Source organism: Desulfosporosinus burensis, from assembly GCF_054657535.1.
Window position 1 is genome coordinate 47142 of the sequence record NZ_BAAHYN010000020.1, and the last position, 19593, is coordinate 66734.

The 19593-nt window shown below is 42.0% G+C and carries 23 protein-coding genes; 18 read left to right on the forward strand and 5 right to left on the reverse strand.

Features of this window, described 5'->3' with window-relative positions; genetic code table 11:
- The first annotated feature begins 1 nt into the window (after window position 1).
- The 8 genes from ACYQ3Q_RS25530 (at window position 2) to ACYQ3Q_RS25565 (ending at window position 4159) form a co-directional block, all read left to right on the forward strand.
- Window positions 2–289 (forward strand): FeoC-like transcriptional regulator, encoded by a 288-nt coding sequence (locus ACYQ3Q_RS25530; protein WP_459931232.1) that lies wholly within the window; start codon window positions 2–4, stop codon window positions 287–289.
- 90 nt (window positions 290–379) lie between these two features.
- On the forward strand, window positions 380–979 hold the full coding sequence (gene fadR, locus ACYQ3Q_RS25535; RefSeq protein WP_459931233.1) for a fatty acid metabolism transcriptional regulator FadR: 600 nt from the start codon (window positions 380–382) through the stop codon (window positions 977–979).
- A 192-nt stretch (window positions 980–1171) separates the two neighbouring features.
- The gene (locus ACYQ3Q_RS25540; protein WP_459931234.1) at window positions 1172–1891 is read left to right on the forward strand and encodes a demethylmenaquinone methyltransferase; all 720 of its coding nucleotides are present in this window, start codon (window positions 1172–1174) and stop codon (window positions 1889–1891) included.
- A 237-nt stretch (window positions 1892–2128) separates the two neighbouring features.
- Window positions 2129–2551 (forward strand): CBS domain-containing protein, encoded by a 423-nt coding sequence (locus tag ACYQ3Q_RS25545; RefSeq protein ID WP_459931235.1) that lies wholly within the window; start codon window positions 2129–2131, stop codon window positions 2549–2551.
- A 13-nt stretch (window positions 2552–2564) separates the two neighbouring features.
- A complete protein-coding gene (locus ACYQ3Q_RS25550) occupies window positions 2565–2693 on the forward strand; it encodes a hypothetical protein (protein ID WP_291299907.1) in 129 nt (42 codons plus the stop codon).
- A 113-nt stretch (window positions 2694–2806) separates the two neighbouring features.
- The gene (locus tag ACYQ3Q_RS25555; RefSeq protein ID WP_459931236.1) at window positions 2807–3190 is read left to right on the forward strand and encodes a thioesterase family protein; all 384 of its coding nucleotides are present in this window, start codon (window positions 2807–2809) and stop codon (window positions 3188–3190) included.
- An 11-nt stretch (window positions 3191–3201) separates the two neighbouring features.
- A complete protein-coding gene (locus ACYQ3Q_RS25560) occupies window positions 3202–3816 on the forward strand; it encodes an IMPACT family protein (RefSeq protein WP_459931237.1) in 615 nt (204 codons plus the stop codon).
- 196 nt (window positions 3817–4012) lie between these two features.
- Window positions 4013–4159 carry a hypothetical protein gene (locus ACYQ3Q_RS25565; RefSeq protein ID WP_459931238.1) on the forward strand — a complete coding sequence of 49 codons (147 nt, stop codon included), beginning with the start codon at window positions 4013–4015 and terminating at the stop codon, window positions 4157–4159.
- A 105-nt stretch (window positions 4160–4264) separates the two neighbouring features.
- On the opposite strand, the gene ACYQ3Q_RS25570 is transcribed toward ACYQ3Q_RS25565, so the two are convergent.
- Complete coding sequence (locus ACYQ3Q_RS25570; protein WP_459931239.1) at window positions 4265–5311, reverse strand: sensor domain-containing diguanylate cyclase; 1047 nt, start codon at window positions 5309–5311, stop codon at window positions 4265–4267.
- 353 nt (window positions 5312–5664) lie between these two features.
- Here ACYQ3Q_RS25570 and ACYQ3Q_RS25575 point away from each other — a divergent pair, with 353 nt between their 5' ends.
- The 3 genes from ACYQ3Q_RS25575 to ACYQ3Q_RS25585 are packed head-to-tail and all read left to right on the forward strand — an operon-like array spanning window position 5665 to window position 8300.
- Window positions 5665–6369 carry a hypothetical protein gene (locus ACYQ3Q_RS25575; RefSeq protein ID WP_459931240.1) on the forward strand — a complete coding sequence of 235 codons (705 nt, stop codon included), beginning with the start codon at window positions 5665–5667 and terminating at the stop codon, window positions 6367–6369.
- Window positions 6366–7151, forward strand: coding sequence for a PRC-barrel domain-containing protein (locus ACYQ3Q_RS25580; protein ID WP_459931241.1), 786 nt, complete (start codon window positions 6366–6368; stop codon window positions 7149–7151). Before ACYQ3Q_RS25575 ends, ACYQ3Q_RS25580 begins: the two co-directional genes overlap by 4 nt.
- A gap of 24 nt (window positions 7152–7175) precedes the next feature.
- A complete protein-coding gene (locus ACYQ3Q_RS25585; RefSeq protein ID WP_459931242.1) occupies window positions 7176–8300 on the forward strand; it encodes a VanW family protein in 1125 nt (374 codons plus the stop codon).
- Window positions 8301–8436: 136 nt separating this feature from the next.
- On the opposite strand, the gene ACYQ3Q_RS25590 is transcribed toward ACYQ3Q_RS25585, so the two are convergent.
- Together ACYQ3Q_RS25590 and ACYQ3Q_RS25595 are read right to left on the reverse strand one after the other, a co-directional pair.
- Entirely contained in the window at window positions 8437–10047 is a 1611-nt protein-coding gene (locus tag ACYQ3Q_RS25590; protein WP_459931243.1) for an IS1634 family transposase, read from the reverse strand.
- A 138-nt stretch (window positions 10048–10185) separates the two neighbouring features.
- Complete coding sequence (locus ACYQ3Q_RS25595) at window positions 10186–10938, reverse strand: TSUP family transporter (RefSeq protein ID WP_459931244.1); 753 nt, start codon at window positions 10936–10938, stop codon at window positions 10186–10188.
- 171 nt (window positions 10939–11109) lie between these two features.
- Here ACYQ3Q_RS25595 and ACYQ3Q_RS25600 point away from each other — a divergent pair, with 171 nt between their 5' ends.
- The 6 genes from ACYQ3Q_RS25600 to ACYQ3Q_RS25625 all read left to right on the forward strand — a co-directional run bounded on the left by ACYQ3Q_RS25600 (window position 11110) and on the right by ACYQ3Q_RS25625 (window position 15088).
- Complete coding sequence (locus tag ACYQ3Q_RS25600) at window positions 11110–12168, forward strand: HD-GYP domain-containing protein (protein ID WP_459931245.1); 1059 nt, start codon at window positions 11110–11112, stop codon at window positions 12166–12168.
- 18 nt (window positions 12169–12186) lie between these two features.
- Window positions 12187–12849: an endonuclease III gene (gene nth / locus ACYQ3Q_RS25605; RefSeq protein WP_459931246.1), complete on the forward strand. Its 663-nt coding sequence runs from the start codon at window positions 12187–12189 to the stop codon at window positions 12847–12849.
- 18 nt (window positions 12850–12867) lie between these two features.
- On the forward strand, window positions 12868–13626 hold the full coding sequence (locus ACYQ3Q_RS25610; protein WP_459931247.1) for a fumarylacetoacetate hydrolase family protein: 759 nt from the start codon (window positions 12868–12870) through the stop codon (window positions 13624–13626).
- A gap of 64 nt (window positions 13627–13690) precedes the next feature.
- Complete coding sequence (locus ACYQ3Q_RS25615) at window positions 13691–14509, forward strand: menaquinone biosynthetic enzyme MqnA/MqnD family protein (protein WP_459931248.1); 819 nt, start codon at window positions 13691–13693, stop codon at window positions 14507–14509.
- A gap of 3 nt (window positions 14510–14512) precedes the next feature.
- The gene (locus ACYQ3Q_RS25620; RefSeq protein WP_459931249.1) at window positions 14513–14878 is read left to right on the forward strand and encodes a GIY-YIG nuclease family protein; all 366 of its coding nucleotides are present in this window, start codon (window positions 14513–14515) and stop codon (window positions 14876–14878) included.
- A 24-nt stretch (window positions 14879–14902) separates the two neighbouring features.
- Window positions 14903–15088, forward strand: coding sequence for a 2-hydroxymuconate tautomerase (locus tag ACYQ3Q_RS25625; protein WP_034144599.1), 186 nt, complete (start codon window positions 14903–14905; stop codon window positions 15086–15088).
- Between the two features lie 89 nt (window positions 15089–15177).
- Here the strand turns inward: ACYQ3Q_RS25625 and ACYQ3Q_RS25630 are convergent, their stop codons facing one another.
- On the reverse strand, window positions 15178–16569 hold the full coding sequence (locus ACYQ3Q_RS25630; RefSeq protein ID WP_459931250.1) for a uridine kinase family protein: 1392 nt from the start codon (window positions 16567–16569) through the stop codon (window positions 15178–15180).
- Window positions 16570–16790: 221 nt separating this feature from the next.
- Between ACYQ3Q_RS25630 and thrC the strand changes: the two genes are divergently transcribed.
- Window positions 16791–18257, forward strand: a complete 1467-nt coding sequence (gene thrC, locus ACYQ3Q_RS25635; protein WP_459931251.1) for a threonine synthase — start codon at window positions 16791–16793, stop codon at window positions 18255–18257.
- A gap of 429 nt (window positions 18258–18686) precedes the next feature.
- Here the strand turns inward: thrC and pheA are convergent, their stop codons facing one another.
- Window positions 18687–19550: a prephenate dehydratase gene (gene pheA / locus ACYQ3Q_RS25640; protein ID WP_459931252.1), complete on the reverse strand. Its 864-nt coding sequence runs from the start codon at window positions 19548–19550 to the stop codon at window positions 18687–18689.
- Window positions 19551–19593 lie beyond the last annotated feature (43 nt).

Sequence of the window (19593 nt, forward strand, 5' to 3'; positions counted from 1 at the left end):
TATGCTTACCAGCGTTATGGAAATACTGGCACGTAAGGAATCATTATCATTGGCCCAGTTAGCTGGAGAAGTCGGCTATACCGTAAGAGAAGTCGAAGGTTTCTTAAACCAATTGGAACATATGGGTTATATTCGACGTGAATTCTTGGGGCAAGCCTGTGGTCTCAGCTGTGATTCAGATCAGGGCAGCGACCGCTGTGAAGGGTGCGGGTTTAAACCCATCAAAACGTTCACGTTCTGGGTGCTTACAGAACGTGGGGAACAGCTTGTAAGTTCTAGGTTGAAGTAAAGGTATATAAAATTAAAGATTAATGATATAATGCAGAAAAAAATGACAATACCTTTTAAAACTTGCATTAGAAGGGAGACCGTGTACTGCATGTCTAAGCCCCGTGAGGAAAAATATCAGGCTATCCTAGATGCGGCTACGGAGGCTTTTGCAGAGTATGGCTATTTTACCTGCCAAGTTTCCAAAATAGCCAAACTCGCTGGAGTAGCTGATGGTACAATCTATTTATATTTCAAGAATAAGGAAGATATTCTAGTTAGTCTTTTTTCGGATCGGATGGGTCAATTTATTGAAGAGATTCGCCAGGCACTTGTGCAGTATAAAACAACACGGGATCGGCTACTGTGCATTATACGAACTCACTTCAGATATATGCAAGAGAATCGTGCTCTTGCCATCGTCACTCAGATAGAAATCCGTCAGTCCGATCCTAAAATTAGGGAGGCCATTTCAGGGCCTCTGAGAGAGTATTTTCAACTCATTGAACAGGTTCTGACTGAAGGGGTTGAACGGGACGAAATCGTTTTAGCTGATATTAAAATTGGCCGACAAATGTTCTTTGGAACGTTGGATGCTGCAATCAGCGATTGGGTAAATTCCAAGAAACCACGTTCCTTAGAAGGGGTAGAAGAAATCATTTTTGATTTGATGTGCGGTGCCTTCAAAGTTGACCATAAGAGTAAAATATGACATCGATATAGCCAACAATTCGAAGAGCCTTCCGCTATCTCATTTTAAGCGGAAAGGCTCTTTGTTTGGGTGTGTTTTTAAGAATTGAAGTGTAGCAAGAAAAATCCTAGACAAAAGGCTCATGTTCGCGTAGTATTTAAGAAAATGTTTATACTATACCAAAAATAAGAACCATGGATAGGGAGATTAACTATGGATTTTGCAGGTAAAGATAAAGCAACCTATGTGCAAGAAACTTTCAATTCTATTGCTGGTCATTACGATTTCATGAATAGCCTAATGAGTCTCGGAATGGATAAACGATGGCGGCGTATTGCAGTTCAAAGGGTTGGCGCAAAGCCAGGAATGCATATGCTGGATGTATGCTGTGGTACAGGTCAACTTTCTATGGAATTGGGAAGCACAGTTGGAGTAGAAGGAACGGTTACAGGTTTAGATTTCTCACATAAAATGCTGGATGTAGCAAAACGTTCTTTGGAGCAATCCTCCAACAGGGATAGAATTAAATTTATTCAAGGAAATGCAATGGAACTTCCTTTTCCGAGTAATACGTTTGATGGTGCTACAGTAGGTTGGGGATTGAGAAATTTACCGGATTTACGACAGGGTATAAAGGAAATGGTACGTACCGTTAAGCCCGGAGGAAGGATTGTATCCCTAGATATGGCTAAACCAACTTTCCCGGGATTTAAACAAGCGTATTGGTTATACTTTGAAAAACTCATACCCTTAATGGGCAAAATCTGGGCTAGAAAAGCAAGTGCCTATCAATATTTACATGACTCGGCCCGGGAATTCCCGGCTCAGGAAGAATTGGTACGAATTTTTACAGAGTGTGGCCTTGTAGAAACACGATTCGATAATTTGGCTGGGGGGGTTGTTGCCATTGTTTCTGGCACTAAACCCGATTAGCAAACTTAATACTAATTATACTAATTATTGTCACACAAATAAGGACTTCCAGGCGGATTGAAGATGATGCTTGGGAGTTTTTATAGTTCATAGCAACTAACGAGGCTGACCCTGAATGGCCGACTGCCCCTAAAAAGCTGTTTCTATCTTGAGGGATTAGAATCAATGTATGATTTTTGTAAAGTTGTCAATACTATCTTTGTTTGTTGAATGAAATAGTATAGGAGGTTCTAGGACATGAAAGTTCGTGAGGTTATGACTACTTCTGTTGAATGTGCAACCCCCAATAACACAGTTGTGGAGTTAGCAACAATGATGAAAAATAATGATATTGGTTCAATTCCAATATGTGAAGCTCAGAAAGTCATTGGTATTATTACTGATCGGGACATAGTTTTAAAAGCAGTTGCAGATGGCAAAAATATTGAAAAGCGTACTGCTAAAGAAGTCATGAACTCAAAGCTAATCACTGTGACCGCTGATCAAGATGTGCATGAGGCGGCAAGTTTAATGTCAAAATACCAAATCCGAAGGCTACCAGTTGTAGAACAGGGGAAACTCATAGGAATTGTCGCCCTAGGTGACTTAGCTATTGAAAAAATCCATGTCAATGAAGCGGGAGATGCACTGAGTGAAATATCTCAAGGTGCTCATCATTAAATGAGGTGATTAAATGGGAGATTTTCGTGATCGTCTCGACTTAGGGACTTGGGGAGCCTTTCGTACCGGATGGTGGGTTCTGCATATTGTAGGGATTTTGGTTGTCGGTTATATTGGCTTTTGGATCGCAGGAATGTATTAAGCTTACCCACTGCCAAACTATCAGAGATAGCGTTGTGAAAAAAGTTCACAACGCTTTTATATTTGTGATAAACCTGTATAATATGTTTAATAAATAAGATAAGGACGTGTTGGATGTTGAATTTGTTAGTTGGGATGCAAGGTCAGGCACAAACCACGGTTTCTTTATTAAATACTGCCAAGGCTATGGGTAGCGGAACTTTAGAAGTATTCGCCACGCCAGCTATGGTAGCGCTTATGGAACAGGCTGCAGTCAATGCCCTAACTTTACCTGATGGGCAATCAAGTGTCGGTATTTCTTTAAACATCGTACATTCAGCCGCAACTCCTATGGGTTCTAATGTCTTTGCTACAGCTGAATTAGTTGAAATAGACCGTCGTCGGCTCACTTTTTCAGTGGAAGTACGTGATGAAGTTGGACAAATTGGCTCTGGAAAGCATGAACGAGTTGTGATCGATGTAGAGTCTTTTCTAACAAAAGCTCGAAACCGAAAATAGGGGATGTGTATGTGGAAGAATTTTTTACGTTATCTGAAATAACTATTCGAGACCAAGTCATTGAAAAATCGCAATTCATCGGCGTTGCAGTTCCCCTACAGACGATGGCGCAAGTTGAAACGTCAATGCGAAAAATTCACACAGATTACCCCAATGCACGTCATTACGTTTATGCCTATCGATTGCATAATGGATTTATTGAGAAGTCCTCGGACGATGGTGAGCCGCAAGGGACGGGAGGACGTCCTATTCTAGATGTCCTCCAACATCGGAATGTCTGGAATGTGTTGGTAGTAGTGGTGAGATATTTTGGCGGAATCCTGCTTGGAACAGGGGGACTGTCCAGGGCTTATGGGGGAACTGCTCGGCAAGTTATTAATGAAACTGAGTTAAAAAGAATTTCAACCTATCGGAGTTTCTTGTTGAGTGTGCCTTATGAATGGTTTGAAATGCTTAAGTATCAGTTTGTTCAACACAATTGGACCATACTAAGAGAGGAATTTTGTGAAGTCATAAAACTGCATGTCTATGTCCCTGAACACGAAGCTGATTTATTCATCAATTGGATAGATAATTATACTCGAAAGCAAGTAAACTATGAAAACTTAGGAGTCGAGTGGAGATAAAGCCTTTTCTTAAGAATTTGAAAATTTATTAAATTATGAAGAGTGGAACTTTAAGAAAGTGAACACAATCACTTTCTTTTTAGATTTTGGCATGTTATAATTTAAAAAGTGAAATAAAGAACAAACTCGATTTCAAAGTGAAAAAAAGAACAAATCAATTACTTATATAAGAATACTAAATGAAGGGGGTGATTTCATGTTAGCTTTCATTCCAGTCTTAATCATTGGAGGATTTCTTGGCGGGTGTGCTGTAGTAATCACGGCATCGTGTTGTCAACTGATAAGAATAACAGTCAATTCCCCTAAAAACGGAGGAGCTTACCCCAGAGCTATTGAAGCATAGAATTGCAACCTTTCCAGAATTCTATACTTTCTAGAAAAACATGATTACACCCCTTCATAGATGAAGGGGTGTAATTTTTAGTTTGCAGGACTGTTGATAGGATAATTACTTAAAGACACTTTGATTACGGCCCGTAGTTTTGGCTTGATGTAGGGCGTGATCCGCCCTATAAATCACAGATGCTGGAGAATCCGATGGGTGCCAAAGTGTTACGCCGATACTCACCGTGACAGAAACCTCGCTGGTTGTTTTTGGATAATGTACCGTAGTTTTTTCCACAACTTCTCGTATCTTCTCACTGATTAGTAACACGATTTTTTCGGTGGCTTCTGGTATAAGAACGACGAACTCTTCTCCACCATACCGGGCAATCAGGTCTTCTTCTCTTAAATTATGCTGGAGTTCGCTTACTATCGTCTGAAGTACTGTGTCTCCAAATTGATGGCCATATCGGTCATTAAACTGTTTAAAGTTGTCGACATCTATGATAAGTAAGCCAAAGGTTACTGAGCGCTTGCGACGTTGGCAGAGTGAGATGTGTTCTTGCAAGCGTTTTTGAAAGTATCGGTGGTTATACACACCTGTAAGTCCATCTGTAATGGATTCACGTTCTACAATGGCATAAAGAAGCGCATTTTCTAAAGCGGAAGCGGCTTGACCTGCTATCGTTTCTAAAAAATTCATTTGTTCGGGAGTGATCTCCGTTTGTCGGAGGGAATGTATATTTATGGTTCCAATTTTGTGTTGTGCATTCTGAAGAGGTAGGCAACAGATCCATTCCCAATCTTGACAACCTGTAGGGGAGCGATAATACGTAACCCCTGCTGATAGTACCTTGAAGAGAAACGACAAATCAAGCTGGGGAGGTATTCGTGGAGAGAGAGTTCCTGAGTCGAAAACTCCTATAACCTCAAAGTCTTGTTTTTTTTCATTATATAGACAAACGCTCGCTTGATTAATACTAATCAGAGAGACGATTGCGCTGATTATATTAGTAGCAATAACCTTCGGATCAAGAGATGCATTAAGCGCACGCGCAATATCTAAAAGGACGTGTGAATGTAAACGGATTTCTTCAAGCTGGTTTTCTAAGACGTTTATCCTCTCATACAACTCAGTAATGTCTATAGAGTCGTTTTTAGGATCTGACATAGCACAAGCCTCCCACCCCGTATCTGGCTGTTATCATCTTGTATGGAAGAAAAGGTTTTGAACCTTTATAGTATTCTCCCTAAATTGTATTTATCCTTCGCAATAATTTTTATAGTTGCAAAGAAATTGTTCGAAATACTGACAAATGCATATTAATATCCTGAAAATCGGAATTGTAATAAGAAGGAGAAATGAGACTTCTGTCGAATTTTTTCTAAGAGGACTGTTCAGGATGAAGGAGGACCTATATTCTGACATATCAAATAACCGTCATTATTGGAAGTATCCCATTTGTAATGTATTTGACTTGGAAAGCCCAACTATTTGGCATTACCAAGAGGAGAGCATTTTTGATGGCCTTCTTTTTGTGTTGTGCTGTCTTATTGTTCCCTTGGGCTCTTCGGATGGGAGGGGCAAATTGGTGGATTTTGTCCGTTTTAGCCCTTATTTCCACAGGGGTACTATGGCCAAAAATTCGAATTAGAAAGGACAAGTCAAAGATCAATGTAATGACCCTCGAACAAAACGTATCAGAAGAAATCACTGTTATCCAGGAGAGAATAGTAGAACCTCAAGAAGAGCAGGAGAAAATTGTAGAATCTCAGGAAGAGCAGGAGAGAATAGTAGAAGCTCAAGAAGAACAAGAGTCTATAGACGAAACTCAAGAGGTTCTAGTTAGTAATGCTAAGGATATGACCGTTCACATATTAACGGTTGATCAATTCCCTAAGGGAATAGACAATGAGCTGTCCATCGATGAGCTGATTGATCTAGGATTTAAAGCTAAATATACAGACAACTTTGAACAGGCTGCCTCCTATTTTTTCCGAGCGTTATCTCTTGACCCTATGCCTGACATTGCTTTTTATTTAATTCTGGATTGTTATTGGCTTTGGAACAATTTGGGCGAGCGTAAATGCGCGCTAACTCAGCTTGATGGGTATGTTAAAAGGTACATACCGCTATTCAATTCCGAACTAAGTCATCAGTTTGAAGCTTGGATGACGAAAGAAAATATCTACAAAGAACTAAATCTAAGGGGGATTGTTCACGAATGAAGCCGACTAAAGAAATTATAGGGTTGCGTATTATTAGTATTTCGGACGGAACTCAAGTTGGGGTTGTAAAAGATTTTGTCCTTAATCCGCAGGAGAAAACTTTAGATTTTTTGATTATTGATCAACCTACGGATTATTTTGGAGCGAAGGTCATTCCTTTTGCCGACGTTCTTGGTCTTGGAGCGTTTGCAATTACGATTGCGGATCCCAATGTTATCCAAGATGTCGCCCAAAATATCGATGCCCAAAATTTATTAAAGCAAGATACCCGTGTTATAGGAACAAAGGTATTGACTAAGAAGGGTCAACTCATTGGAGAAGTTAAAGAAATACTGATCGATGAGGAAACAGGTCGTATTGCCGCTTGCCTTTTTGAAGCAGAGGGTCAGATGAATGAAATTAGTGCCGAAAAAATTATCACACTAGGCAAAGAATTACTCATTATCGAAGGAGATCAAATGCTTCAAAATCGTCAGATGCCTGATCAAAACACTGAAAACCTGTCTCAAACGCCCTCTAACTCAACAGCACCAACCCCAAGGGCAGATGATATCCAGGACCACACCACGGGAGCTGATTCTTCCGGAGAACCAGAAGCAGGTTTTAACTTATTTGAGCAACGACAACTGCAATATTTCATCGGCAAAAAGGTAGAAAAAAACATTGTTCTTGATAATGGTGACATTTTGACGGCTGGAGAAACTATTACGCCTGAAATGGTGACTCTTATCACTACCCGTAGTACCTTGATGGAAGTAACCTCCCATTTACAAAAAAATTAAGAAAGCTCAATGGGATGAATCTATATGAAAAAAACTGGATTTCTTTTGATCGCCTTGTTATTGCAATTATGTGTTACCCTCGTTATTGGGACCGTTGTTTCCTATGGTAGTACGAATGATCGGGCTCCATCAGGTTTGATTGTTTGGGGGCTGGACTTTTCTGGTTTAAATAGGGATCAGGTATCCGCTCAATTAAAAGAAAGAATTCCGAATTCTGTCACCTATAAAGATCAAGTCTATCCCTTGAAAGCAGAACAAACGCATAAGGTAATCGAACAATGGTTAGATCAAGTTTTTCCACGTTCAACTGGCTCTAAGATTGCAGATCACCTGAGTAGCTTAGTACGTTCGAAAAACGACATTTCGACGGATCAGCTCGGAATGGACAGAGATGAGACTATAGATCAGTTGAAGGATATAAGTGGGATTATTAACCAACCTATGCTTCAGGCAACGATAGCATATAAGTCTGGGCGATTAGAAAAGACAGAAGGAAAATCAGGGCATGAAATGGATGTTGAAGCGAACTGGGTGAAGATTTCTCAAGAGCATGAGCACAAGCAGGTAGAAGCTGTTATCAGAGAAATTCCTGCACAGCCCAGTACAGCTGACTTAGCCAAAATTAACGATATTCTAGGGGATTACACTACGTATTTCAATTCTCAGGATGTGCCACGCACCCAAAACGTGCGAATAGCTGCGGAGGCGATCAATGATCACTTAATACCACCGGGCGAAGTATTTTCTTTCAACGAGGTTGTGGGAGAAAGGACAGAGGCTGCTGGTTACTTGCCTGCAGTTGTCTTTGTAGATAAGTCGATGATTAAAGAGTTTGGAGGGGGCATCTGCCAAGACTCAAGCACTCTTTATCAAGCAGTACGCCAGGCAAATATGGCGATTGAAGAGAAACACACGCATTCCTTACCGATATCCTACGTGTTAAAAGGACAAGATGCCACCGTTTTCTATGGTCTTCTTGATTTTCGTTTTAGAAATGATACGCAAGGGTATCTATTAATCAGTGCACGAACGGGGGAGAACTGGTTAAGAATACGACTCTTTGGACTGGCAGATGATCAACACCCGGTTCTTAAGTATCCAGAGGGATATCCTACAAGTCCTGTGGATTGGCACTTGGATCCGAAATAGAAGACTCCCCGATAGAAGGCAAAGTTGAGGTTAGCCGTCTACTAGGGGGTCAATCTATTTGCCAAAGATTCATAGCCAATTTTCTGTAATTTAGTTTAGAGGGTTATATAGGGTTATATCCTGGATTCCCGCCATCTCATAACGAGGCAGGCGGGGCAACCCCTAAATCCGCATAAAGCGCCTTCTGTTTCTCAAGAACCTCACCAACACGCAATTCTTGACCGGGATTCTCAAAGCATTCAATGACATCCAACTTATCGAAGACACCTTGTAATGTATAGGTTTTAAATAAATCATGCACTTGCATCTGCTTTTTAATATATGAAAGATAAATAAGTGCAATGAACTCGATAAAGAGCTTTCCATCCAGGCTTTGTTCGGATGATACCAATGTACGGCGCATGTTTAGTCGTTCCTTCAGATTCCCAAAGGCTTTTTCGACAACGTCTTTGTTGCGGTAAATTTCAAGTGCGGTGATGGCATCCATTTTTTCATTACTAATCATCGCAAAAAATCCATAATATCGCTTGGCTTCCTTTACCGCTGCTTCCTTAACTGTAACGGTTGTTCCACGTTTTGGTGTTGTCTTGACCTCGAAGTACTTCGCGTACTGTTTTTCGTGTTCAGGAATTCTTTTTCCAGATTTCAGTTCACTGCGCATTGCAAGCAGTTTACGGTCAAAGCTTTTTTCGTCCTCAGTGGCTTTGTCTAGGTTGTAGTATAAGTGGATGTACATTCGTTTGGTATCCTTGAGGGTATCGCCTTTGTAAGGGCGGGCCTGCGTGTACTGCCATTCGGACTGAACCGTCTGAGCATACAGTTCATACTTCTCGCTGAAATGCTCGAAACTACGAAATCCGTCATAGATGGCATCCAATTCTTTTCGTACAAAAGTAAGGGATATTTTTGCAGCCATCAGAAATTTGACATGTTCCTTCAAAAGACCATTTATATTTTCTTCGCTGTAAAAGCCGCGATCCATAACAAGCTTCGTTTTCGAAAATCCCAAAACATTCAAGTCAAACAGCAGATTTTTAACCGTCTTGGAATCCGGGATGTTTCCGGCCAGTTTACGATAATAGAATGGCAGATTGGATTCTTCACCAAAAACCAGTGCCAGATTAAACTGCGGCAACGGATCATTTTCTTTGTTCTTTCCGTACTGCACCTGACGCAACAGCTCTGAATGACTGGATATGGTTGTTGTATCATAGGCCCAAAACTCTTTGTCGATTCTACGTTTCCCCTGGAGCTTGAAGAAGCTGGTTTTATCATCTTCGGTGATGGATGCAAATAATTCGCTGCTCCTTTGTGACGAAATATCCTTACCATAGGGGTGCTTGTGCAGATTGCTCCATTTCTCGAAACGAAACAACGGATTATTCTCCTCAAGAATCAGATAGTAAGCAATGGATAGAATCTGCTTATAAGTATTGGGGAAACACTGCTTCAGATCCTGGGCGATACCAAGTTTCTCGCCGATGGCATCAAACAAATATGTAGCACCATAAAAGCATCTTGCTGTTTCTAGTGTCGGCACTGGCCCCCTTTTAGGCATTGAAGTAGCATCATCTTTTGGTTTACACCGACCATCTGTTGGTATGATCTGTCCGGATTCCTTGTCAAAACGACCGATTAACTTTCGTTTTGCGCGGGACTGTTTTTTATTCTTATCCCAGAAGGAAACCGATTCATATGCGTAGGTTATGCCTGAGCGCTTGTCCGTTTGATATACGATTGCTGCCATTTAAATCACATCCTCGTTATGTATATAATATCACATAACGAGGAATAATTCAAGTAAAATTTCGAAGAAATCCAGTGTTTATGCGGCTTTAGAGGCTGTTAGTGTCGAATCCTCGTTAGGGGTTCTCGGGAATGCAGGTTATATAGACTGATAAATAAGTTTTGCGGCAACTAAAAGAGACATAATGATAAAGATTGGTTTAACTAGTTGAGCACCTCGTCGTATTGCTAGTTTGGTTCCTACATAGGAACCTATGATCATGAATAGGGCCATGGGGATGCCATAAAAAAAGTCAATCTTTCCATGCCAGGCGAAGAGGAGTAGAGAGGCAATGTTGCTTGTAAAATTTAAAACTTTAGAATTTGCAGAAGCAACGACAAAGTCGAAGCCATAGAGAGCGATAAACGAAAAGATTAAGAAGGACCCTGTTCCAGGGCCGAAAAATCCGTCATAAAACCCTAACGCCAAGGCAAAAAGACATCCTAAAACAATTTTTGGAAAATCCAGTCCTTTGAATTGATTTTCCATCCCTAAGTTTTTATGTAGCAGGGTGTAAATTCCTACAATTAAGATCAGGACTAAGACCGCTTTGTTTAAAAAAGCTGAGCTTACACTGAGAACTGCCCAAGCGCCCAGAAAAGCACCTATCAATGTACACGGAATTTGCCACTTTACAAGTGAAAAGTTCACTTTTCCAGAACGTGCAAACGTAACGGAACTGTTTAAAGAGGCCATGGAAGCTGCAAATTTATTGGTACCAAGTGCAAGATGAGGGGGAACACCCACCATCAGTAATGCGGGTAGGCTAATAAGTCCACCGCCTCCGGCAATTGCGTCGACTGTCGCAGCTATAAAGCCTAGGGTGCAGATCAGGAAAAGTTCAAACCACATTTTAAAAATACCTCATTCTATTTTATTTGCCTATTGATTATACTCTCAAGTAACGTTTACGTCATCTCATAGAATAAGAAACTGAGAAATAATTTAATAATCCTATAGGTTTGTATGATATTATGGTAATAGTAATGAAGATGCTTCAAATAGGAAGGAGCAAATCTCCAAGTGCGGCAAGTAAGTGTTCACTCGTTAACGATAGGAGATGTATTAGGAAAAACCATCTTTTCCAGTTCTGGCAGAATCCTGTTAGGAAAAGGGGTTAAACTAACTCCGTTGTTTATAGCAAAATTAAAAGAAATGGGTCTCTCAATTCTGTACATTGAAGATGATCGTTTTGATGATGTCATTGTTGAAGACGTTATCAGTGAGGAACATCGTCGCGAAGCCATGGAGTTTCTAGAGAAAAGTACGAGGTCTGTCCGATTAGGAAGAAATCTTAACGACTTTGACTTAAAGAATATTATCAAAAAAATTGTCGAAGAGATCTTGTTCAAAAAGGATATTCTAGTAAATATGATGGATATGCGTAGCATAGATAATCAGATGTTTGCCCACTCTGTCAATGTATGTGTTCTTTCGACGGTATTAGGGAAGGCCCTGTTATTCGATCGTGAAAAACTTGAAACCCTAGCTATAGGAGCTATACTTCATGATTTTGGAAAGCTACAACTGGATCCTAAGCTGATAACTAAAACCGAGGATCATACTTCAGAGGAAGTGGAGCTCCTAAAAACACATACAACACTGGGATTTGAAGATCTCCGCAAACGAAAAGACCTTAATTTAGCAGTTGCTCACATTGCTTTTCAGCATCATGAGCATATGAATGGAACAGGCTATCCAAGGCGTTTAAAAGAGGGCGAAATCCACCCTTTAGCACAGATTGTGGGGATTGCTGATCTTTATGATAAGTTCACATCCGACCATAATGACGTGAAGCGCATAATGCCCCATGAAGCGTGCGAAATTCTAATGGGTCTGGCAGGTACACTCTATCCTTTAGAGATGGTCCGTCTATTTCTGAAGAATATTGCAGCCTATCCGACCGGGATAACCGTGCGACTAAACACTGGCGAGATTGGGGTTGTGGTGGATCAAAATTTAAGCATGCCTGCTCGCCCGATTGTACGTGTTTTTGATGAGTCACAATTTGGCGAAAATACCATAAAAGAATATAACATGGTGGAAAAACGCACCATCTTTATTCAGGAAGTTTTAGGTTAGACAGCGGAGGGTTCAAGCATGACGCAGATTCGTTCCGATGAGTCAGTCTCGCAATATATTTTTGATGCTTTGCAAGAGAGGTTTCCTGATGCTCGCTGTGAGTTAGTGTATCATACGCCCTTTGAATTACTAATAGCGACGATTCTATCTGCTCAGTGTACTGATGAGAGAGTAAACCTAGTGACTGCGTCCCTGTTTGCTGAAGTGAATACTCCAGAGGGGATCCTCCGTTTAGGCCAAACTCAACTCGAAGATAAAATACGTTCTCTGGGACTCTTTCATAACAAAGCAAAAAATATTCTAGCAGCTTGCAAGGTGCTGGTTGAGGACTATGAAGGACGGGTACCTGCTGATCTAGAGCTATTGAGAGGACTTCCGGGGGTAGGACGTAAAACGGCCAATGTTGTTGTCAGCAATGCCTTTGGCATACCTGCAATCGCGGTAGATACTCATGTTTTCCGAGTAGCACATCGTATTGGGATTGCTAATGGTAAGACACCAGAAAAAGTCGAGCAAGAACTAAGTCGAATTTTCCCCCAAGATAGATGGTCCTTAGTCCATCATCTTCTGATTTTTCAGGGTAGACGGATTTGTAGTGCGCGGAAACCGCTTTGTGAGGAATGTCCGCTGGCTCAAGTTTGTAAGACCTATCAGACAAAAGAGTTAGATATTACCATTTAGAATGAAAGGATGATTTTCGTGAAATACGTTCGCTTTACGAATCATGAAAAGGAAATTGGGTATGGTCTTGTCGAAGGGGAGAAGGTGCACCTGATTAATGGATCATTTCTTGACCCCCAAAGCAAACTAATCGATGCCTGGTTGCCCTTAGATCAAGTTAGCCTACTTGCTCCTGTAGAGCCAAGCAAAGTGGTCTGTGTTGGTCTTAATTACGCGTTACATGCCAAAGAATTAAATCATTCGTTACCTGAAGATCCTGTGATTTTCATTAAGCCACCTACTAGTGTGATTGGTCCAGATGCTGAGATTATCTACCCCAAGATCAGTCAACGTGTGGACTATGAAGCAGAATTAGCTGTCATAATCGGAGCAATCATCAAAGATGCTTCAGAAGAAGAGGCCTCAAAGGCAATCTTTGGGTATGCGTGTGCTAATGATGTCACTGCTAGGGATCTGCAAAAGAAGGATGGCCAGTGGACCCGTGGGAAATCATTTGATACGTTCTGCCCAATCGGTCCTTGGGTCGTGACGGATATCGATCCGAGTAATCTAGATATACAGTTATTTCTAAATGGTAAAGTTAAACAGTCTTCCAACACCCAGAATTTTATTAATTCCATACCAAAACTCGTGAGCTTTATTTCTCAAGTGATGACCCTCTATCCTGGGGATGTGGTGCTGACAGGTACTCCAGAAGGAGTAGGTCCTATGCAACCTGGTGATGAAGTGATTGTTAAAATTCAATCAATCGGGGAATTGCGCAATATCATAAAATAAAGATAGTTTAAGCGTTGGAAAAGGAGTTTTCCCAGCCAATGACTGTATACATGGGGGTAGGCGTATGATTCGCATTGGACATAATCCAAATACTAATATGTTGCCAATGTTCCATTTTTTATCGAGAGAGCATCCTTTGCTGGAGTCGATTACGGCAGAACCAACGGGGCATAATGCTATGTTGGCTGATGGACGGATTGACATGGCACCCATTAGTGCCTTTTCTTATGGAGAGCATTGGCAGGATTATGCGATCTTGCCAAACCTTTCCGTCTCGACAAGAGGGCGGGTAGGATCCATCCTTTTATTCTCGAAAGTTGAATTGAAGGCCTTGGATGGATTGACAGTTGCCTTAACGGATACATCGGCAACCTCAGTGAATCTGACAAAGATTTTGTTGCACCATTATTATGAAGTTGCACCGCGCTATTTAACGATGCACTCTGATCTTCCGGGGATGTTTGACATGGCGGACGCGGCGCTCCTGATCGGAGATGCGGCAATTCAAGAAGCTCTCAAAAGTCCTTCTTGCTATGTCTACGATCTGGGTGAAGAATGGTATAAGCACACCGGGTTTTCCATGACCTATGCTGTTTGGGCTTTTCCTAGAAAACTCATATTTGAGCGTGGGGAAGAGATTAGGAGTGTCTATCGTTTGCTCCTTGACGCTAAAGAACAGGCACTAGGCAATATGAATGACATCGTAAAGACGTGTCAAACCATGCTGGGGGGATCAGGTGAATTCTGGAGAGACTATTTTTCTCAGTTCAATTATGGTTTAGATCATACTTATACATCGGGGCTGAAGAAATATTTAGATTCTTGTTTTGAACAAGGTCTTTTGTTAAGTAAGCCGGTATTAGAATTTTGGCCAGAAGATTAAGCTATGGGATATTGGGTTTACCTTGCTCGTTGTGGTAACAATACGATTTACACGGGTGCAACAACCGACCTTAAACGAAGAGTGCGAGAACATAACCGGGGGTATAAGGGACGCAACGGGGCAAAATATACAGCAGCACATCTACCAGTTTCTTTGGCTCAAGCCTGGGAGGTTGATTCCTGGAGTGATGCACTTAGGCTAGAGTATGCCATAAAAAAATGCGTGCGCTCGGAAAAGGATCAACTTATCAAGCAACCGGAACAAATTCATCAACTTGCTGAGCGTCGTATGTTTACCTTCTCTATTTCTGAGACTTCTCCAGAATTGTTGAAGCAGACGGATATACCTGACGAAAATTTAGAGGACTGAATATTTTTGGAGGGAGGTGAACCAATGCCAATCGTACAAGTTGAGTTATTAGAAGGCCGCACTATTGAACAGAAGCGGTTACTCGCAGAGAAAGTAACCCAAGCCATTGTAGAATCCATCGGGGCACCTGCGGAAAGTGTATCGATTATCATTCGTGACATGTCTAAGGAGAACTACTCAAAAGCAGGAGTCCTTGCTATTGATAAATAGTTTAGTGAAGCATTCACTTGATAGCAAAAGCACGAAGTGAGTAACTTCGTGCTTTGCTTATTTAGCTTAGCGAACAAGAAAGGTTTAGATTAGACTTGATAGGCACTTCCTCCCATGAATTCTCTCAAAATTGAGTTAAAGGGGACTGTCGAAGTGTCTAATGGGTTAAAGAATGATAGGAGAGTTAAGAGGTGAATCGCTGTTTTATAATTAGGACTCTCCCGGGGAACAGATTTTAGTAATTCTTCGGCGCTAGGACGAAGTGCATTAAGTTCGTATAAGAGGCTAGAATTGAACATCACATCCGCTTCTTCTTGATAAGGGAAGATATTATGATTTTCACCTCTTCGGACACTGTCCCATTGTGCTAGGGTTCGTTCAGGGTTTATCCCGCGGAATTGATTGTCTCTTACGAGCCGACGAATAAGTCGGACGTCGGTCGTCGAAACCCGATTGTAGACATCAAGATTAAGTTGGAAAAGGGCGCTGATATAGATCTTAAACATTTGGTTGCGATCTAATGAAGGCAGCAGACGAGGATTAAGGGCATGGATGCCTTCAATAACCAGGATTTCATTGGAACTCAGGCGCATGGGCTTACCAGTGGGACAACGCCCACCGCACACAAAATCAAAGACCGGCGTTTCTACTTCGGAGCCGCAAATCAGGGTATTTAAGTGACTAGCGAGTAGTGGTAAATCAAGAGCTTCTAAGCATTCGAAATCGTATTGGCCGAAGGCGTCAAGGGGAGTTTGTTCACGTGGGAGGAAGTAATTGTCGAGGGAAAGAGCCACTGGACGGAGCCCATTGACACGAAGTTGTGTCGATAGCCGTTGGGCAAAGGTCGTTTTACCAGAAGATGTTGGACCAGATATTAGAATGACACGGACATTGCGCCTCTGATCAAAGATTTTATCCGCAATAGACGATATTTTCTTTTCATGTAAGGCCTCCGCCAAATAGATCAAATCTGGAGAAGAATTTTCGGAGATAATGGTATTAACGTCTTGGACTTTAGAAAGGTGTAGATTTTCTAACCAGCGTTGGGTCTCAGAATACGTTGCCGAAAGTTGTTCAGGAGGTACAAAGGGGGAAATTAATTCTGGATGATTGGCATTGGGAAAGTGCAGAATAAAACCAGGTGGGTAATGGATGAGCTGAAAGTATTTCAAGCTGCCAGAACTCTCAAACGGCGGGTATAGGGCGTCGCATACGTCTCGATTATTCAAACTACAATTAAATAAATGATTACTTCCAGACGCATAGGAGATCGGTTGGTCTGCGATAACCCACTCTTTTAGAAGATCCTCAATTTTTTGGACTTCTCTTGAAGATAACAAGGAGTCTTCGAGCTCACAATACACACCATCAAGAATCGAGTGCGTAATCTTTAGTTGTTCCTCTGGAAAAAGCTCTTTGACCACCCCTATGAGTCCAAGGATCAGACTTTGGCGATATCTACGGATTGTGTAATCTGACATTTGTGTCCGCCTTTCAAAATTTTTAGGATGCCTAAATATTCGCTGACTAATAGTTACTTCCCTCTAAAATAACTCTGGAATTAAGCCTAGTTTACGAATCGTGAATTGACTGACTTCTCCCATAGGAAGGAAATTTGTCCTAACACGGCGAATAATCAGCGAATGTATTTAATGGATTATACCAAATCTATTATACCAAGATAATACAAGGAGGGAAATATATGTACGAAAGCACACGCGGGAATCTTTCGGGTCAAATAGCATCTCAGGCGATTGCCTTAGGAATGGTACCAAACGGGGGACTCTTTGTTCCTTCAACGTTTCCCGCCTTGAATTGGCAGGACCTACAGGGGTTAGCTTATCCAGATGTCGCTTTTCGCGTCATGGCCCCTTATTTACCTGATTTCACCGAATCAGAACTCTCGGAAATAGTGAACGTTTATTCTGATGGCACGTTTGAGGGAGCGAACCCAGCCCCGTTGGTATCCGTAGGGGATTTTGGAGTACTGGAGCTTTGGCACGGGCCTACAGCTGCTTTTAAAGATATGGCGTTACAGGTATTACCCGACTTATTGAAAGTAAGTCTTACTCGATTGGATTCTAAGGCTGAAGTATTAATTCTGGTAGCTACATCCGGTGATACAGGCAAAGCAGCCTTAGAAGGCTTCAAAAACAGAGAAGGCATACATATTGTTGTCTTTTACCCCGCAGGCGGCGTAAGTGCGGTTCAAGAGCGACAGATGAGTACGACAGAAGGGTCGAATACCCATGTAGTTGCTGTGAATGGAAACTTTGACGAGTGCCAAACTGCCGTGAAGCGGATTTTTGCTTCAGATTCAATAAAGGCAGAATTTGAAAAGAAACAGTTGACTTTTTCTTCGGCTAATTCGATTAATTGGGGACGGCTTCTTCCCCAAATCGTCTATTACTTTTGGGCTTATTTACAGGCCGTAGAGCAGGGGAAAATATCACCTGAAGGTAAAATGAATGTCGTGGTTCCTACTGGGAATTTCGGCAATTTATTAGCCGCGTATTATGCTAAACGCATGGGGCTTCCGATAGGGCAAATTATTAGTGCTTCAAACCAGAATAATGTCCTGTCTGATTTCTTTGCCACAGGGGTTTATCAAAGTAAGCGAGCATTTTTTCAAACGATCTCGCCTTCGATGGATATTTTAATATCCAGTAACTTTGAACGTTTTCTGTATGAGATGAGTCATAGAAATGCGGAGCGAGTCCGGAGTTGGTATGATTCGAGCAACCAAGGGATGTTTACTGTAGACCCAGATACTTTAAAACATTGCCAAGAAACCGTCTACGCTGGATGGACAAGTGAGGAGGAAACCCTAGAGACTATTGCCCATAGTTATCGAACCTATCAGTACGTATTTGACCCTCATACAGCCGTAGGGTTGAAAGTCTATAAGGACTATCTTGCAGCGACTAAGGATCAAACTTATACTGTGATTGCTTCTACAGCAAGCCCCTTTAAATTCGCAGTCAACGTTTTAGCGAGTTTGGAAGGAGAAAGCTCTGGGGATGAGTGGGAGGCCCTAGAGCGTCTAAGCCAGTTGACTGGATGGCAAATTCCCGTAGGGCTTCAAGGGTTGGATCAGAAGTCAGCAAAAACGGTGGCTAAGTGTGAGCCGGAAGAGATTGCGGAGTTAATACAGAGGATGTTTGCGTAGGAGGAAGTGGGAGGAAGTGTCTTAGCCCACTCGCACAACGTTCCATTGCTATTCACTTGAGGATATGTCTAAAACTCAAAACCTCTGGGCTTTCTGGTCGAATGCTATGCCGTCCTTGGCGCATTCGACACTTGGCACGTCCTGTGCCGGCGCATGTGAACCGTTGAGTTTCTTAACGCCATATCCTCTGCGCTCATTGACGCAATTCCACTAATCGTGCTCCCTAAGCTAAGAAACTTCCTCTGGCTTGGGGTCCACGGGGGCTGGAACGCATGGGCGGCAGGCGCTGTTTGTGTCTTGACACAAATGTGCTGGGCGAGTTTTTGGGGGAAGGGGTCGATGGGGGTTAGAGTTGGGAAGGTTTTCGGTGAGCAGATTTATGAGTTCAGTTGGACTTTTAAAAAGGGAGAGAGGATTTATCCTCTCTCCTTAAAAAATTCGTTCGTCTGGAAGTGCTTTAGGATAGGAGCCTAATAATTTGACAAAGGTCTTTTCCTCTTTGAGTGCCCAGAGGACATCTTGGATGGGGGGAGCAAAGACATAGCCGTCGACATCAACAAAGAAAACGTATTCTCCTAGTTTTCTTTTAGAGGGACGAGATTCGATGCGGCTGAGATTAATATGCCGTTTACTAAATTCCCCTAAAATCCGATATAGTGAGCCAGGTGTATTTTCTGTAATGACTAGTAAAGAGGTCTTATCGTCTCCACCGGACATTTCAGCTAGTTTATGACCGACAAGTACGAAGCGTGTGGCATTTAGTGTGACATCCTGAATCCGTTCTTGAAGCAAGTGGAGGTTATAGAGGTGAGCGGCTCGACGTGGTCCGATTGCTGCCCAATTTTCACGGATTGAAGAAATCTTATGGGCTGCTTCAGCAGTGCTTAAACAAGTGATCTGCTGAGCATTGGGGAGGTGCTTCTCAAGAAAATCTCGGCATTGTCCAATGGCCTGTTCATGAGAATACACCCTTTCAATCTGATCAAGCGGCATTCGTTCGTGCGCTAAAAGGCATTGGTCAATCGGATGCACGAATTCATGGGTGATGAAGATATGCTCCGTCTGGCCTAGGGTGTCCATGGTCACGCCCACTTGCCCTTCAGTGGAATTCTCTAAAGGGACAAAAGCCCAAGCTATTTCCATATCATTACAAGCCATGAGTAGGCGTGGTATGGTAGTGAATGGTACAAGCTCGGGGGGGGCTGCGCTGAATTCAGGGTGAGTGGCTATAAATAAATGGATTGCCTCCTCGGAAAAACTTCCCTTGGGTCCTAAATAGCCCATTTTATTCATATTTCAGTCTCCTTCGTATGCATTCTATAAAGGTCTGTTCGAT